This window comes from Hymenobacter coccineus, from assembly GCF_001816125.1.
Lineage (GTDB): Bacteria > Bacteroidota > Bacteroidia > Cytophagales > Hymenobacteraceae > Hymenobacter > Hymenobacter coccineus.
The window spans coordinates 62,090-77,019 of sequence record NZ_MDZA01000111.1 but is presented as its reverse complement, the minus strand read 5'-3'; the positions used below and the strand labels follow the sequence as shown (position 1 = coordinate 77,019).

Below are 14,930 nucleotides of genomic sequence, written 5' to 3'. Positions count from 1 at the left end.
AAATCCGATTTTACGCCTCCACCAATTCGGCGCTGCCCAGCTCGGCCAGTACTTTTTTGGCCTGCGGGATGGATTTCACTTCCTCGAACGTGATGACCAGCTGCTCTTTGCGCTCCTTCATGCTGGCGCTGCGGGCGTGGGTCTGCACGTAGTTGAGGATGTCGCCGAACTGGTCGCCCTGGAAGTAGGCTTGGTGTTCGGGGCCCGCGGGCAGGTAGCCCTTCAGCGTGTCGCGCTTCAGCGTGAGCTTGGCGAAGCCCAGGCGGCCGGCCTGCCAGCGCAGGCGCACGAGGTCGGCGAGCTGCTCCACCTCGGCCGGCAGGGGCCCGAAGCGGTCCACCATGCTGGCCAGCAGCTTGCGCAGGGCCTCGGGCTTCTCGGCCCGGTCGAGCTTGGCATACAGCTGCAAGCGCTCCGACACGTTGCTCACGTAGCGGTCGGGTATCAGCACCTGGCGGTCGGTTTCCACGTTGCACTCGTGGTTGCGGGCAGCCCCGGCGGCGGCTTGCAAGCGCTGGTTCGAGTCGCCCATGAACAGGTCCTTGAACTCCGTTTCCTTCAGTTCGCGAACCGCCTCGTCCAATATCTGGTGGTAGGTTTCGTAGCCCAAGTCGTTAATAAAGCCGCTCTGCTCGCCGCCCAGCAGGTTGCCCGCCCCGCGGATGTCCAGGTCGCGCATGGCCACGTTGAAGCCCGCGCCGAGGTCCGAAAACTCTTCCAGCGTGCTCAGGCGCTTGCGGGCGTCGGCAGGCAGGTTGGCCACGGGCGGCGTCAGCAAGTAGCAGTAAGCCTTGCGGTTGGAGCGGCCCACGCGGCCCCGCATCTGGTGCAAATCACTTAGGCCGGCTAGGTGGGCGCGGTTGATGATGATGGTGTTGGCGTTCGGAATGTCGAGCCCGCTCTCGATGATGCTCGTGCTCACCAACACGTCGTACTCGCCCTCCACAAACTTCATCATGCGCTTCTCCAGCAGGTCGCCCTCCATTTGGCCGTGGGCGTAGGTGATTTTCGCGTCCGGCACGAGGCGCAGAATCATGCCCGCCACTTCCTCAATGTCCTTGATGCGGTTGTGCACGAAAAACACCTGCCCGCCGCGCTTCAACTCGCGCGCCACCGCGTCGCGGATCAGGATTTCGTCGTACACGTGCAGCTCGGTTTGCACCGGCTGCCGGTTAGGCGGCGGCGTGGCAATCACGCTCAGGTCCCGGGCCCCCATCAGCGAGAAGTGCAGCGTTCGCGGGATCGGCGTGGCCGAGAGTGTGAGCGTGTCTACGTTCACCTTCAGCTCTTTAAGCTTGTCCTTGGTCTTCACGCCGAACTTCTGCTCCTCGTCAATAATCAGCAAGCCCAAGTCCTTGAAAACAATGTCCTTGTTGGTCAGCCGGTGCGTGCCGATGAGGATGTCGGTTTTGCCCTCCGCCACGCGCTGCAAGGTTTCCTTGATCTGCTTGGTGCTCTTGAAGCGGTTCACGTACTCCACCGTCACGGGCAGGGTCGCCAGCCGGTCCCGGAACGTCTTGTAGTGCTGCATAGCCAGGATAGTAGTCGGCACCAGCACCGCCGCCTGCTTGCCGTCGGCCACGGCCTTGAAGGCCGCCCGAATCGCCACTTCCGTCTTGCCGAAGCCCACGTCGCCGCACACCAAGCGGTCCATCGGGTGGGGCTGCTGCATGTCGTGCTTCACGTCCTCGGTGGCCTTGGCCTGGTCGGGCGTGTCCTCGTAAATAAAGCTCGATTCCAGCTCGGCCTGCATGAAGCCATCGGCCGAAAACGCGAAGCCCGGGGCCGTTTTTCGCTTGGCGTACAGCCGAATAAGATCGGCTGCAATATCCTTCACTTTCTTCTTGACGGCCCGCTTCTTGTTCTCCCACTCCGGTGAGCCCAGCTTGCTCATACTGGGCGGCGACCCCTCGGCGCCGCTGTACTTGGCAATTTTGTGCAGCGCGTGGATGCTCACCGTCAGCACGTCGTCGTCGCGGTACACCAGCCGGATGGCCTCCTGAATCTGCCCGTTGATGTCCACCTGCGTCAGGCCCGCAAACCGGGCAATGCCGTAGTCCTGGTGCGTCACGTAGTCGCCGGGCTGCAACGTCTTTAGCTCGCGCAGCGTCAGCGCTTTTTTCTTCGAAAACTTCTTGGTTTCCTGGGCTCTGTAGTAGCGCTCAAACAGCTGGTGGTCGGTGTACACGGCCAGGCCCATCTGCTCGTCAACAAAGCCCTCGCGCAGGGCCAGCAGCAGGTGCTGGAACTGCACGTTGTTATCAATCTCGTCGAAAATTGTGCGCAGCCGGTCGGCCTGCCGTACCGTGTCGGCGGCGATAATCGTGGTGAAGTCGCGCACTTGGTTCTCGCGCAGATTTTTGGCCATGCGCGGGAACTCCTTGTTGAAGCTCGGCTGCGGCTTGGCCCCGAACTGGAAGGTATCGGCGTTTTTGAAGTGGAACCGTTTACCGAACTCCACCACCGCGAACTCGTCGAGCGACTTCTTGAAGTTCTTGCCCGACTCGAACAAATCGGCCGGCTTGCTCACAATCTGCATCCCGCCGCCTTCGCCCAGCATCGCTTGGAAGTTGGTTTCCGCCCGCTCGTACAAGTCCGCCACCACGTCTAGCGTCTGGCGCACGTCCTTCAGCCACAGGCAGGCCGTGTGGGGCAAAAACTCAAAAAACGCCTCCCGCTTTTCCTGCAACAGCTTGGTTTGCACGTTGGGAATGATGCTCACCTGCGGCCGCGGCTCCACCGAGAGCTGCGTTTCGGGGTTGAACGTGCGGATGCTCTCAATCTCGTCGCCGAACAATTCCAGCCGAAACGGCAGCTCGTTGGCGTAGCTGAACACGTCCACGATGCCGCCGCGCACGGCGTACTGCCCGGCCTCGTACACGAAATCTGTCTTCTCAAAGTCGTACTCGCCCAGCAGCTCGCCCAGGAAATTTATGTCCAGCTTATCACCCGTCTTAGCCGTGAACGTGTTTTTTACCAGGCTCTGGCGGTTGATAACCTTCTCCGTCAGCGCCTCCGGGTAGGTGGCGATGAACACGCCTTGGCCCGCCGCCCCGCCGCGCACCGTGTTGAGCCGGTTCAGGGCCTCGGCGCGCATCAGTACGTTGGCGTTCTCGGTTTCGTCGAACTGGTAGGGCCGCTTGTACGAGCTGGGGAACAGCAGCGCCTCGCTGCCCTCGGGCAGCAAGTGCTGCAAATCGGCCAGGAAGTAAGCTGCTTCCTCTTTGTCGTGCAGCACGAACACGTGGGCGTGCTGGGGGTTGGCGGCCGCGGCGGCTACCACCGCGTCTTGGCTGCCCACCAGGCCGCGCAGGTGCAGGCGCACGCCGCCGGGGCCCGGCTTGGCGGCCTCGCGCAGGCGGGCGGCCAGGGTCTGGATTTCGGGCGATAAGCGGTATAAGCGCAGAAAATCAACTACTTGCACAACAGTCGGGGCTAGGCGGAAACACGTAAAGCAGCCCGGCCGGAACGTATTCCGGCCGGGCTGGCCCTTGCAATACACTCAGGGCCCGGCGAAGGTTTCCGGGGCCCCCAGGGCAGGCCGCGTAGCTTTGCGGCCCTTTATCGCTAGTCAATCTTTAGTGCGCGGTTCTTCTCACTTGGCCATTGGCCTCATCACGGGCGCGGCCATTGCCGGGCTGGTTCCGGGCGTGCCGGCCTCGCTGGCCGGCGTGGCCCTGGCCGGCTTCTCGGCCCTGGCCCCCGACCTCGACCACCCCGAAAGCCGCCTGAGCCAGCGCCTGGGCTTTGCGCAGCACTACGTGCGCTGGGCCTTTGTGGCGGCAGCGCTGGTCATCGCGGGCTACAGCTACCTGTGCCTGCACGTGGGCGGCGGGCAGCGGCTGTATTATCTTATTGCCCTGGGCTTTGGCCTGCTGGGGGCGGGCTTGCAGGGCGGCTCCACGCGGCGGCTGGCGCTGCTCTTCACGGGGCTGGGCACGGGCGTGGCGGGCCTCTATGCCGGGCAGGTGTGGCTAAGCCTGCTGGGGGCCTTCATCGCCCTAGCGCCCTTCACCAGCCACCGCTCCTGGACGCACACCGTGTGGGCCACTGCCTTCTGGACCTACATCGGCTACCTGGCCGAGCACCACTTGGGCTGGCGCGGCGTGGCCCTGTTTGCGGGCGCCGGCTACGCCTCGCACCTCGTGGCCGATACCCTCACAAAGGCCGGTGTGCGCTGGTTATTCCCGCTGCTGGGCTACTCCTTTAAAGTACCACTTATCCGCACCGGTTCGCCTTCGGGCAACGTGCTTGAAGTAAGCATTTGTGCCGGTTATGCGCTGTTGGTGCTGGGGCTAATAATGGGCAAAATAGGATTTTAGAAGCTATTTTCTGTGCTCCGGACGTAAAAGAAACCGGCAATCGGTTGCATTAGTCGGCACGGGCTATTAGCTTCGCAGCGGATATGTGCGGAGAGGGCAGGAGTTAATGCCGATTTATACGTTATTTCTTCGTTATTAATCGGTTCGGCCAGCCGGGGTTAAGCTTAATTAGTCACTATAACTATTAATTAACGGCCCGCTGGGGCCCCTGGCCGGCCCGGTTCTCGGCCGCTGGCTTTCCCCCTCTCTTCTGAACTGCTCCGTTCCGCCCTGCCGCTTTGGCGCGCGGCGGCGGGGCCCTGTCCGCACGTCTCACCTAAAACGTCTCTCATTTACTACTATTTTACCCAACCATCCGCATGAACCAGATGAATAGCCCCCTGATTCGCGTCGGCGTGTTTTACGACGGCAATTATTTTTTGAAAATCAGCGACTATTACTATTTCCAGCACGAGCGGAAGGCGCGGATCAGCCTCGAAGGACTGCACGAGTTTATCCGCCACCAAGTGGCTGAGGAAGAAGATGTAGACGTGCGCCTGGCGCAAATCACTGATGCCCACTTTTTCCGGGGCCGCCTCTCGGCCACCGAGGCCCGCGACAAAGACCGCCTGTTTCACGACCGCCTGCTCGACGACATCCTGATGAACCTGGGCGTGAGCACCCACTACATGCCCCTGAAAACCCGCGACGGCCGCTTGCAGGAAAAAGGCATCGACGTGTGGCTCTCGCTGGAGGCCCTGGAGCTGGCCCTGCACAAAACCCTGGACGTGGTGGTGCTCATCGCCGGCGACTCGGACTACGTGCCCCTCATCCGCAAGCTCAACACCGTGGGTACCCGCGTGATGCTGCTGAACTGGGACTTCAAGTACGAGGACTTCAAGGGCGAAACCCGCGTGACGCGTGCCTCGCAGCAGCTGCTGGAGCAGGTAACCTACCCCGTGGCCATGCACGCCGTGATTGACCGCGGCCTGACCGCCCAGGACGAAGTAGTGGAAGCCCTGTTCGTGAGCCAGTCGGAGCCGGCCGCGTTTGCGCCCAGCACCATGGCCGCTACCACTGCGCCCAAGCCCGCCCGCCCCAACGGCCCCACCGCCGCGGGCCCCGTGGGCACCACTGGCATGAGCACCATCAAAAACCTGAAAAACGGCTTCGGCTTCGTGGTGATGCCGCCCAACAACCTCTTCTTCAGCTACGCCGACCTCACCGAGGGCGACTTCAACGACCTGCGCGAAGGCGACTGGGTGGAGTTCACAGTGGGCCGCAACCACCGCGACGAGGACTGCGCCCGCAATGTGCGCAAAGTAACCGCCCCCCAGCTGTCAGAAACCGACGACTACGAGCCCGAGTCGGAGCCCGACCTGCAAACGGTGCCCGTCGAGCTATAAGGTTTAAGCTGTTAGCTCTTTCTGGGAACGGCTACTTTTGGAAGAGCAGCTTATTAGCCAACTTTAGTTAAAAAGAGCGCCGCGGGGCCCCCGCGGCGCTTTTTTTAGGCCCTGGCGCGGGCGCAGGCTAGCGAATTTGGTCGGACTGGGGGCCCCGGAGCAGGTGCGCGAAGTCGCGCTTGTCGGCCGGGTAACGGTTGAAGGTGCCCAGGCCCCGGGCCACGGCCACGTCGGGGCCCCCGGCCACTACCCGGTACACCACGCAGCTGCTCACCAACAGGCGCTGGCCAGTGTGCTCCACGCGGCCCTCGGCGCGCAGCTCGTCGTGCAAATGCACGGGGTACAAGTAGTTCATCTTGAACTCGACGGTGGACACCAGCTCCTGGGTAGTGAAGGCCAGCGTGAGGGCCGCTGCGCCCAGGGCCGCGTCCATGAGGCCGGCCAGCACGCCGCCGTGGCACGTGTTGGGCGACGATAAATGCTCGGGGCGCACGCGCATCCGGTAGTCGGCCTGGCCGGGGCCCACCACGTCCAGCGCCATGCCGTTGGCGTGGCCGTAGCGGTTGATTTGGTTGTACACGGCCACCATGGCGGCGAGGTCGGGGAGGGGAAGCATGGCGCGAAAGCAGGGAAAACAAATGCCCGGCCTCCGAGGCCCCGGGCAACGCCCGGCGGCCCGGCGCGTACTACAAGGCCGTTTTGACTGGCCGGGGCCCCGGGGCGGGGCGCAAAGATGCACCCGGGCTCCGGCTATCTTCGTGCCCGGCGGCGGCACTTGCCTCTGTACTTTAACCAACCTTCCGACATGGCATCCTTTGATATCGTGAGCAAAGTGGACCCGCAAACCCTTGAAAACGCGGTGAACACGGCCCAAAAAGAACTCCTGACCCGCTACGACCTGCGCGACACCAAGGGCGGCATTGAGCTCAACAAGAAAGAAAATACCATTCTGCTCTCGTCGGAAAACTCGATGCGCGTGAAGGCCCTCGAGGACATTTTGCTGGGCCGCGTGGTGAAGCAGGGCATCGACGGTACCAGCCTCGACTTCACCGCCGACGAGCAGCCGAGTGGCCAGCTCATCAAAAAAACCATCAAGGTGCGCGCCGGCGTGGACAAAGATTTTGGCCGCAAAATCATCAAGGCCATCAAAGATGCCAAGGTGAAGGTAGAAGCCCAGATGCAGGACGACCAAGTGCGCGTGACGGCCAAAAAGATCGACGACTTGCAGGCCGCCATTGCCGTGCTACGCCGCGCCGACATTGGCCTGCCGCTGCAATTCGTGAACATGAAGTCATAACTAAAATGTGCGGAATGTGGAGAATGTGGAAAGTTGAAAATGGTTGAAATCACCCCTCCTTGGTTAGTTTCTCCGCTTTTCATCCTTTTGCATTTTCATATTTCCACATTCTTCCATCTTCACATTTAATAAAGGATGTACGATTTCGCCGCCTTTGGGCAACTGCAAACCTGGATTAGCCTGCTGACCCTCACGTTCATGGAAATCGTGCTGGGCATCGACAACATCATCTTCATTTCCATCGTCGTCAACCTGCTGCCCCGCGAGCAGCAGCCACGCGGGCGCACCATCGGCCTGTTGCTGGCCCTGGTGTTCCGCATTGCCCTGCTCACCAGCATTTCGTGGCTTGTGAGCCTGCGCGCACCGCTCTTCACGCTGCCCATCGCCACAGCCGAGGGCCCCTTCGGCGTCACGGGCCGCGACCTGATTTTGATGGCCGGGGGCGTGTTTTTGCTTTATAAAAGCACGGTGGAGATTTACGAAAAGCTGCAAGGCCACGACGACGAGAGCGCCGGAACGGGCAAGGCCGGGGCTACCATGGCGGGCGTCATCGTGCAAATTGTTATCATCGACATCGTGTTCAGTTTTGACTCTATTCTCACGGCGGTGGGCCTGGTCAGCAACGTGTTGGTGATGATTGCGGCCGTGGTTTTGGCCATGTGCATCATGCTGGCCTTCTCGGGCGTAGTGGCCGATTTTGTAAACCGCAACCCCACCATCAAGGTACTGGCCCTCGCGTTCCTCATCATGATTGGCGGCATGCTGCTGCTCGAAGCCGCCCACCAGGAAGTGCCCAAAGGCTATGTGTATTTCGCCATGTTCTTCTCGCTGGTGGTGGAGCTGCTGAACATGCGGATGCGCAAAAACATGGACGCCGTGCAGCTGCGCAACTCGGAGTACGAGTAGCCAATTGCGCGCGCAAACCAACAAAAGCGGTGGCCCCCTGGGGCCCCACCGCTTTTGTTTAGTCGGCGGCCAGGGCCCCCACGGCGGCCGCCTGGCCCAGCACGCGCTGCTGCGCCAGGGCCAGCAAGCGGCGGTTCAGCTCGGGCCGCTGGGTGCGGTAGTAAGCATATTCTTCGGCCGTGAACAGGGCCGTGACGAGGCCAATAATGGTGTAGCGCAGCTTGGTGTTGCGGCCCAGCAGCTCGCTGAGCAGGCGCTGCTGGGTGGTGGCGTCGGCCGCGACCAGGGCTATGTGGTGGTCGCGCACGAAGTCGGCCACTGCCGCCAGCAGCAGCTCGTTTTGCAGCTTCAGCACGGGGCGTAGCGTGGCGTGCAGGAAGTCGCCCACGGTATCAGTGGCCGCATCGGCAGGCGTTTCGGTGGGTACCAGCGGGCGCAAGGCCCGCAGCTGGTCGTCGGGGCGGAGGAAGTCGGGCATGGGGTTAGTTATGGGGCGCTGATTGTCTGTTGTCGGGTTGTTCACTAACAAACAACTGGGTGGTCGTGCATGCCGTGTACACAAACGCTGCCATCAGAACCTTGCGCATCAAGCGGCGTGGGCCAGGGGCCCCGTGAGCACCCTATACAATGGCATAAGACCGAGCTAACGGCCCACCCATTAACCGCAAAATACCAGCCTGCTGCTAAGCAACTTCTGGCAGGGTGACGGTGAAAGTGGAGCCCAGCCCAGGCTGGCTCTGCACGGTAATGGTGCCATCGGCGTTTTCCACAATGCGCTTCACCGCGTAGAGGCCAATGCCTGTGCCCTCTACATGGTTGTGCAAGCGCTGGAATGGGCCGAAGATCTGGGCTTGCTGTTTGGGGCTAAGGCCCAGACCGTTGTCTTGCACTTCCAGCACGACCTGCGTATCGTTGCGGTGGCACCGCACCTGCACCACGGGCACCCGGTCGGGGTGGCAATACTTGATGCCGTTGCTAAGCAAGTTATAGAGAATGCTGCGCAGGTGCCGGGGCGCAAAGTGGACGCGAGGGCACTGATCCAGCGCAAAGGTGAGTTGCGCTCTTGCTTCAGTTAGCTGTGGGGCCAAATCGAGGCATATGTCGTCCAACAGCGGGGCCAGGTCCACCGATTCGGCAGGCGCGGCCTGCGACTGCTGCAGCCTGGTGATGTCGCTGAGCTGATGAATGGTTTCGGTGAAGCGGTCTACGGAGGCCTGCATCAGGGTTATGATGTGCGCTACCTGCTGCTGCTGCAACACCTCGGCGGGCAGCTGGTGAGTGAGCAGCTTAACCAGGCCCTCAATGTTGGTGATGGGCGCTTTTAGGTCATGCGAGGCCGTGTAGATAAAGGTGTCCAGGTCGGCGTTGGTGCGGGTCAGTAGCCGGTTGTTTTCCAGCAGGGCCGCGTTTAGCTCGGCCAATTGTTCGCGCTGGTGGTCGGCCAGTTTCTTGGCGCGCAGCAGCTCCTGTTCGTACTGGCGGCGGGCGGTAATGTCGAACAGCATGACGTGCACCATCAATGGCGTGCCGTCCGCATCGCGTACCAAGTTGGCGTTTAGCAGCACGGGCTGCGTGGTGCCATCCTGGTGGCGCAGCTGGTAGCTCAGCTCCCGCACGTAGCCTTGCAGCAGCAGCAGTGGTTCGCCGTACATCCCAAAGTGCAGCGCCCCGCCCATAGTCAGCAGCTGTTGGAGGCGGCGGTGCGCTACTAGCTCTTCGCGGGCGTACCCCAGCCACTGAAGGAGAGTTTGGTTGACTTTTACCAGCGTGCCGTTGGGCAGGCAGGAGCAATAGCCGCACGTCGCGTGCTCATAATGCAGGTCATCCGCATTCTCCTGCATCTGGTGCGAGTTAAGCGGCTTGTCATTGTTGTCGGCCGTCATGCGAGCACGGCGCGCTGCGACTGGAGGTACGCCCGTATGGCTGCGGTAGTGGCCTGTGGCGCGCTCATGTGCGGGCAGTGGCCGTCGGTATCCAGGATTACTAATTCGCTACCGGCCAGTTGCTCGTGCATGTAGTCACCCACCGATAGTGGCGCAATCAGGTCCCGGGCGCTCTGTAAAATCAGGGCCGGGGTGCGCACCCGGCGCAGGCCGGCCCGTTCGTCGCCCCGGAACGTAACCCCGGCGAAATGCTGGGCAATGGCCGGATCGGTACGGCAAAAGCTATTGGCTAGCTCGGCGGCCAGCTCCGGCTGGTCGGGATGGGCCATGATGACGGGCGCGAATGCCGCCGACCAGCCCAGGTAGTTGCTGTCCATCGCTTCCAGCATTTCGTCAATGTCAGCCGGTTCGAAGCCGCCGATGTAGCCACCCTCATTGATGTAGCGCGGCGAGGGCGCTACGAACACCAGCTGATCAAACAAGGTGGGCTCCTGAATAGCCGCTAGTACGCCAATCATGGCACTCACCGAATGGCCCACATACACTACGTCGTGCAAGTCCAGGGCCCCAAGCACCTCGCGCACATCCTCGGCGTGCGCAGCCAAGGTGCTGTAGCGGGCCGGGTCATAGGCCGTCAGGTCAGAATTGCCGGCCCCTACTAGGTCGAGCAGCACCACCCGGTATTCCGCTTCAAAGGCTGGTGCAACCAGCCGCCACATGTGCTGGTCGCAGCCAAAACCGTGCACGAATACAATTGCTTGGGCCCCCGTGCCTGATACCCTGACGTGGTGACGTTTCAATGGATTCATATGTATATCAGTACTTTGTTGTAAGCACAATATGTTAAAACCAGGGTATCAACTAAGTATATTTAATAGAAAGCGTTAATTCTTGCTTGCCCCCGTTCACCCTTCGGGATTTATTTCCGCATTGGTTGCAGCAGCCAATCCTTTGCCTTACCCGGGGCTGGAGTGAAGCTGTTCTGCGGCGTGCCGGATGCCCTGAACCCCGTCCTCACTGAGGGGCTTGTGAATAACGTCGCTTACTAATGCGAAGTCTTTCGCCCGGGCTGTGTCGGACAGCGAGAGGGAGGACGTCAGGATGTAGATGTGGCAGTGACCGACCAGCGCTGCCGCGTGCGGCCGCAGGGCCTCCAGAAATTCCCATCCATTCATCGCCGGCATGTTTAGGTCGAGTAAGATGACGTGAGGCACCTCTGTGGTCAGGTGGGACGACAGAAATTGCAGCGCCGCTTCGGCCGTGGCAAACTGGCGGATGGGAGAGGCAACCCCTGCCTGACGCAGCACTTGCTCGGCTAGGAACAGGCTGACGGGATCATCGTCGATAAGATAGGTCAGCATCAGGCAATGGATGGATAAGAAGCACTTTCAAAAGAGTCAAGTTGAATCAGAAAGCGAGTGCCCCCGTCGACTTCGCTCGTGACCTCAATTGTGCCATCCATGGTCTCGACGTGGGCTTTAATCAGGTACAGGCCAATGCCCCGGCCCTTCTGCTTAACATGAAAGCGCTTATATAGTTGAAATACCTCGGACCCGGCCTTGGCCAGGTCGAACCCAGAGCCGTTGTCGCTAAAGCTAAGGCTGAGTCCGCCCCCCTCGTTGCGGAAGCAGGCGATTTCGACCCGCAGCTGGCGATGCTCGGCGCGGTACTTGATGGAGTTCGACAGCAAATTGTAAAAAATACTATAAACGTAGGCCCGGTTGCCGCGCACGGCCAAGTCATTGGGCACGTTGATGCTTACCAAGCCCCCGCATTGCTGCGCAGGCGCTTCCAGGTCTGCGACGGCCTGCCGGCAAACTTCCGCCAGCGTCACCCGGTCTGGCTGCACATGTTGCTGGTCGCGGATGGAAAGCATCAGGTTCAAGTCCTGGAGCACGGTGTCGGCCTGGCCCATGCTATCGCGCAGGTGCGCCAGGGAGGTGTCGAACACCGGGTTTTGGCGGTCTAGATTGGGGAGGAGCGCAGCCAGGCCCAGGGCATTGGCCAGGGGTGCGCGCAGGTTGTGCGAAATGATGTAGGTAAATTGCTGCAGCGCGCGGTTGTGCTGGTACAGCTCTTCCGTCATCTTGGCCTGGCTGGCTTCCACCTCTTTGCGGAAGTTGATGTTTTGCTGGATAGCAATGTACTGAATCAATTCGCCGGCGTCATTAAAAATTGGGATAATGTCCATCATAAACCACAGCTTTTGCCCAGACTTTTTGTAGTTGAGGATGGTGACCGAAAACTGCTTGCGCGACGCCAGCCGTTCCTCAAAAAGCTGGATGGCCGCCGGCTCGGTTTCGGGGCCTTGCAGCACGGAACCTGGTTTCTGGCCTCGCATTTCGGCCAGGGTGTAGCCTGTATCCCTGGTGAAGGACTCGTTCACCCACTCAGTGCGCCCGTACGCGTCGGTAATGACAACGCTGTTGATCGTGCCTTGGGCTACCAATGACAGCATTTTTAGCTGCTTGTCGGACTCCACGCGCTGGGTGATGTCGGAGAAGAAGATGGAAACGCCCTCCGCAAACGGGTACACTTTCACCTCAAGCCAACGCTTTTCCTGCTCAGAAAAGGCGTCATACTGTACCGTTTGGCCGGTATCCAGGGCTTCCTGGCACTTCTGGTAGTAGAGGCTTTCGGCTCCCTGGCCAAGTATCTCCCATAGGTTTTTCCCCAGCGTGTCGGCCTGCCTGATGCGTAGCAGTCGCTCGCCTTTGCTGTTGAGGTAGGTCAGGTTCCAGTCCCGATCCATGGAGAGGAAAGCATCGGTGATGCTTTCCACCACCCGGTGGAGCCGGGCGGTCTGCTGCTGGACGAGGTGCTGCGCGGCGGCCATCTCCGTAATGTTATTGCCTGTGGTGCTCACGCCGATAAGCTGGCCATTGACCATCAACGGGGTCTTAGTCACGGCGAAGGTTCGCTCCACGCCTTCGTATTTCACCGTGGTTTGGTAGCTCAACGACTGGCCGCTCAGCACCTCCCGAAAACGTTCCTCTACTTGGGGAGAGAAGTCCGATGGCAAAAAATCGCTGGGATGCCGCTGCAGCACCTGCTCTTTGGTCATCTTCAGAAAGCTCAGGTAGGCGGGGTTCATGTCCAGCACCCGCCCTTCGGCATCCTGAAAGATGGCCAAGGTCTGATTGTGCTCGAACAGCAGCCGAAAGCGCTGCTCGCTGGTCGCCAGCTCCAAAGCGCGGTTTTTCTTCTCGGTTACGTCGCGCGAGCACAGCGTGAACGCCCCAATGGCCGGGTTGAGCAGCTGGTTGCCGATGGTGGTTTCCATCCAGCGCCACGCGCCATTGGCCGCACGGAAACGGCAGTCCGGCACGCTAAAGACGGGCAGTGTACCCCGCTCAGCCCAGGCGGCCTGGGCCGCAGCCAGGTCCTCGGGATGGATAAACTCGAAGGGACTGTGCCCCAGCAGCTGCTCGGGCTGGTAGCCCAGCGCTTTTTGCACCGAGCCGCCCACGTAGGTATACACGCCCTCGGTGCTCATCAGCATCACGATGTCGAAGCTGTGCTCGGCCACGGCCCGGTATAATTCTTTTTGCTCGTACGCGCGGCGGATTGCCTCGCACTGCGCGGTCACGTCGCGCGAAATCACGGTGTAGGCCCGGATGTTGGGGTTCAGCAGTTGGTTGTTGACGGAGGTTTCCATCCAGCGCCAATCGCCGTTGGCAGCACGGAAGCGAAAATCGGAGACGGTGAAAGCGGGTTGGCTGCCTAGCTCAACCCAGCTGGCCTGCGCCGCGGCCACGTCATTTGGGTGAATGAAATCGAAGGCGCTACGGCCTATCAGTTCCTCGGGCTGGTAGCCCAACGCAGGCGTGATGGAGCCGCCCACGTAGAGGTAGCGGCCTTCCTCATTGAGCAGGGCCATCATGTCGAACCCATGCTCCGTCACGACCTGGTTATATGCTTCTTGCTCACGCGCGTGGCGGGCCGCCTGGCGCTGCGCCGTCACATCGCGCCCCAGGCACAGCAGCAGCGCCTCGGCCGGCGGCTGGAAGGCCGACCATTCCACGACAACCTCGCCTCCATCAGCGCTAAGGCAGCGGCTTTCGAATTGTACGGGGCCGTCTTGCGCCCGCGCCCGCGCGCAAGCGGCCAAGACATTTGCGCGGTCGTCGGGGTGTACAAGGTCGGCAAAGGGCTGGCCCACTCGCTCGTCGCCCCTGCCCAGTACGTGCCGGCAAGCGCCGCTCACACGCTGCAGCTGCCCGTGCGGATCAACGGCGCAAATAAGGACCGGTGCGTGGTCGAGGATATTCGCCAACAGGCGGAAGTCAGCGCGAATGCCCATGCTGTTTCTGCTAAATATACATAATCACTAAATTTATCTAGGGCTATTCAACCGCCAGTGTACCTAGTTGTTCTACTAGTTCGCCTCACGAGACGCCTACGGGGCCGTTAGCCGCATGTGCACTGATTACAAAACTGCTCTAACAACTAAGCTTACACCACGCCCAGCTTCACCAGTACGTCCCACAGCACCACGCCAGCCGCCACGCCCACGTTCAGCGAGTGCTTGGTGCCGAACTGCGGGATTTCCACGGCCACGTCGCACAAGGCCAGCACCGCGTCGTCCACGCCGAACACCTCGTTGCCCAGCACCAGCGCCAGCGGCCGGCCCGGCGCGGGCTGGAACTGCGGCAGCGGCACGCTGCCCGTGGTTTGCTCCACGGCCACCACCTGGTAACCAGCCGCTTTTAGGGCCCCCACGGCGTCGGCCGTTTCGGCAGCGTACTCCCAGGCCACGGCGCTCGCTGCCCAGGGCAGTTTTGGTGATTTCGCGGTGCGGCGGCCGGCCGGTAATGCCGCAGAGCCAGATTTTTTCGAGCGCAAACGCGTCGGCGGTGCGGAACACGGCGCCCACGTTGTGCAGGCTGCGCACGTTGTCCATCACCAAAACCACGGGGCTTTTGGGCGTACTTTTGAAGTCGGCCACCGCCACGCGGTTCAGCTCGGCCATGGTGAGTTTGCGCATGGGCAGGGGCGCGAACTTTGTCGTTCGCGTCGTCGGTTTATGGGTAATCGAATGGCGCGGCGGCCGGGCTATGCGCTAAGAAATCAGCTTCACCCTTCCCAACCGCGGGCCACAAAGTTCGCGCTACTTCTGCTTTGCCAGCTCCTAAGA

General features: G+C 61.2%; 11 protein-coding genes and 1 pseudogene. 4 read left to right on the top strand and 8 right to left on the bottom strand.

The features are described from left to right. Positions 1 to 10: 10 nt before the first annotated feature. A complete protein-coding gene (mfd, locus tag BEN49_RS08415) occupies positions 11 to 3,424 on the bottom strand; it encodes a transcription-repair coupling factor (RefSeq protein WP_070742586.1) in 3,414 nt (1,137 codons plus the stop codon). 157 nt (positions 3,425 to 3,581) lie between these two features. Between mfd and BEN49_RS08410 the strand changes: the two genes are divergently transcribed. Both BEN49_RS08410 and BEN49_RS08405 read left to right on the top strand, forming a co-directional pair. Beyond that, positions 3,582 to 4,322, top strand: coding sequence for a metal-dependent hydrolase (locus BEN49_RS08410; RefSeq protein ID WP_158022797.1), 741 nt, complete (start codon positions 3,582 to 3,584; stop codon positions 4,320 to 4,322). Between the two features lie 359 nt (positions 4,323 to 4,681). Further along, complete coding sequence (locus tag BEN49_RS08405) at positions 4,682 to 5,707, top strand: NYN domain-containing protein (RefSeq protein ID WP_070742584.1); 1,026 nt, start codon at positions 4,682 to 4,684, stop codon at positions 5,705 to 5,707. Between the two features lie 127 nt (positions 5,708 to 5,834). Here BEN49_RS08405 and BEN49_RS08400 read toward each other — a convergent pair whose 3' ends face one another. Then, positions 5,835 to 6,323, bottom strand: coding sequence for a PaaI family thioesterase (locus BEN49_RS08400; protein WP_070742583.1), 489 nt, complete (start codon positions 6,321 to 6,323; stop codon positions 5,835 to 5,837). Positions 6,324 to 6,512: 189 nt separating this feature from the next. Here BEN49_RS08400 and BEN49_RS08395 point away from each other — a divergent pair, with 189 nt between their 5' ends. Together BEN49_RS08395 and BEN49_RS08390 are read left to right on the top strand one after the other, a co-directional pair. Continuing rightward, positions 6,513 to 7,004, top strand: a complete 492-nt coding sequence (locus BEN49_RS08395; protein WP_068228095.1) for a YajQ family cyclic di-GMP-binding protein — start codon at positions 6,513 to 6,515, stop codon at positions 7,002 to 7,004. Between the two features lie 135 nt (positions 7,005 to 7,139). Then, on the top strand, positions 7,140 to 7,910 hold the full coding sequence (locus BEN49_RS08390) for a TerC family protein (RefSeq protein ID WP_070742582.1): 771 nt from the start codon (positions 7,140 to 7,142) through the stop codon (positions 7,908 to 7,910). Between the two features lie 58 nt (positions 7,911 to 7,968). On the opposite strand, the gene BEN49_RS08385 is transcribed toward BEN49_RS08390, so the two are convergent. The 6 genes and pseudogenes from BEN49_RS08385 to BEN49_RS30900 form a co-directional block, all read right to left on the bottom strand. Beyond that, on the bottom strand, positions 7,969 to 8,388 hold the full coding sequence (locus BEN49_RS08385; RefSeq protein ID WP_070742581.1) for a hypothetical protein: 420 nt from the start codon (positions 8,386 to 8,388) through the stop codon (positions 7,969 to 7,971). 205 nt (positions 8,389 to 8,593) lie between these two features. After that, positions 8,594 to 9,793 (bottom strand): PAS domain-containing sensor histidine kinase, encoded by a 1,200-nt coding sequence (locus BEN49_RS08380; protein ID WP_070742580.1) that lies wholly within the window; start codon positions 9,791 to 9,793, stop codon positions 8,594 to 8,596. Then, the gene (locus BEN49_RS08375; RefSeq protein WP_070742579.1) at positions 9,790 to 10,602 is read right to left on the bottom strand and encodes an alpha/beta fold hydrolase; all 813 of its coding nucleotides are present in this window, start codon (positions 10,600 to 10,602) and stop codon (positions 9,790 to 9,792) included. The genes BEN49_RS08380 and BEN49_RS08375 overlap by 4 nt, the downstream gene beginning before the upstream one ends. Positions 10,603 to 10,749: 147 nt before the next feature. Then, entirely contained in the window at positions 10,750 to 11,154 is a 405-nt protein-coding gene (locus BEN49_RS08370) for a response regulator (RefSeq protein WP_070742578.1), read from the bottom strand. Further along, entirely contained in the window at positions 11,154 to 14,096 is a 2,943-nt protein-coding gene (locus BEN49_RS08365; protein ID WP_083325915.1) for a PAS domain-containing sensor histidine kinase, read from the bottom strand. Before BEN49_RS08365 ends, BEN49_RS08370 begins: the two co-directional genes overlap by 1 nt. Before the next feature lie 152 nt (positions 14,097 to 14,248). Next, positions 14,249 to 14,780, bottom strand: a pseudogene (locus BEN49_RS30900) (RNA methyltransferase). Between the last annotated feature and the right edge of the window lie 150 nt (positions 14,781 to 14,930).

Bases quoted from the DNA above. Each gene is read 5' to 3' on its own strand.
- BEN49_RS08375 (WP_070742579.1), bottom strand. From the start codon at position 10,602: ATGAATCCATTGAAACGTCACCACGTCAGGGTATCAGGCACGGGGGCC.
- BEN49_RS08365 (WP_083325915.1), bottom strand. From the start codon at position 14,096: ATGGGCATTCGCGCTGACTTCCGCCTGTTGGCGAATATCCTCGACCAC.
- BEN49_RS08370 (WP_070742578.1), bottom strand. From the start codon at position 11,154: ATGCTGACCTATCTTATCGACGATGATCCCGTCAGCCTGTTCCTAGCC.
- BEN49_RS08380 (WP_070742580.1), bottom strand. From the start codon at position 9,793: ATGACGGCCGACAACAATGACAAGCCGCTTAACTCGCACCAGATGCAG.
- BEN49_RS08390 (WP_070742582.1), top strand. From the start codon at position 7,140: ATGTACGATTTCGCCGCCTTTGGGCAACTGCAAACCTGGATTAGCCTG.
- BEN49_RS08405 (WP_070742584.1), top strand. From the start codon at position 4,682: ATGAACCAGATGAATAGCCCCCTGATTCGCGTCGGCGTGTTTTACGAC.
- BEN49_RS08400 (WP_070742583.1), bottom strand. From the start codon at position 6,323: ATGCTTCCCCTCCCCGACCTCGCCGCCATGGTGGCCGTGTACAACCAA.
- BEN49_RS08395 (WP_068228095.1), top strand. From the start codon at position 6,513: ATGGCATCCTTTGATATCGTGAGCAAAGTGGACCCGCAAACCCTTGAA.
- BEN49_RS08385 (WP_070742581.1), bottom strand. From the start codon at position 8,388: ATGCCCGACTTCCTCCGCCCCGACGACCAGCTGCGGGCCTTGCGCCCG.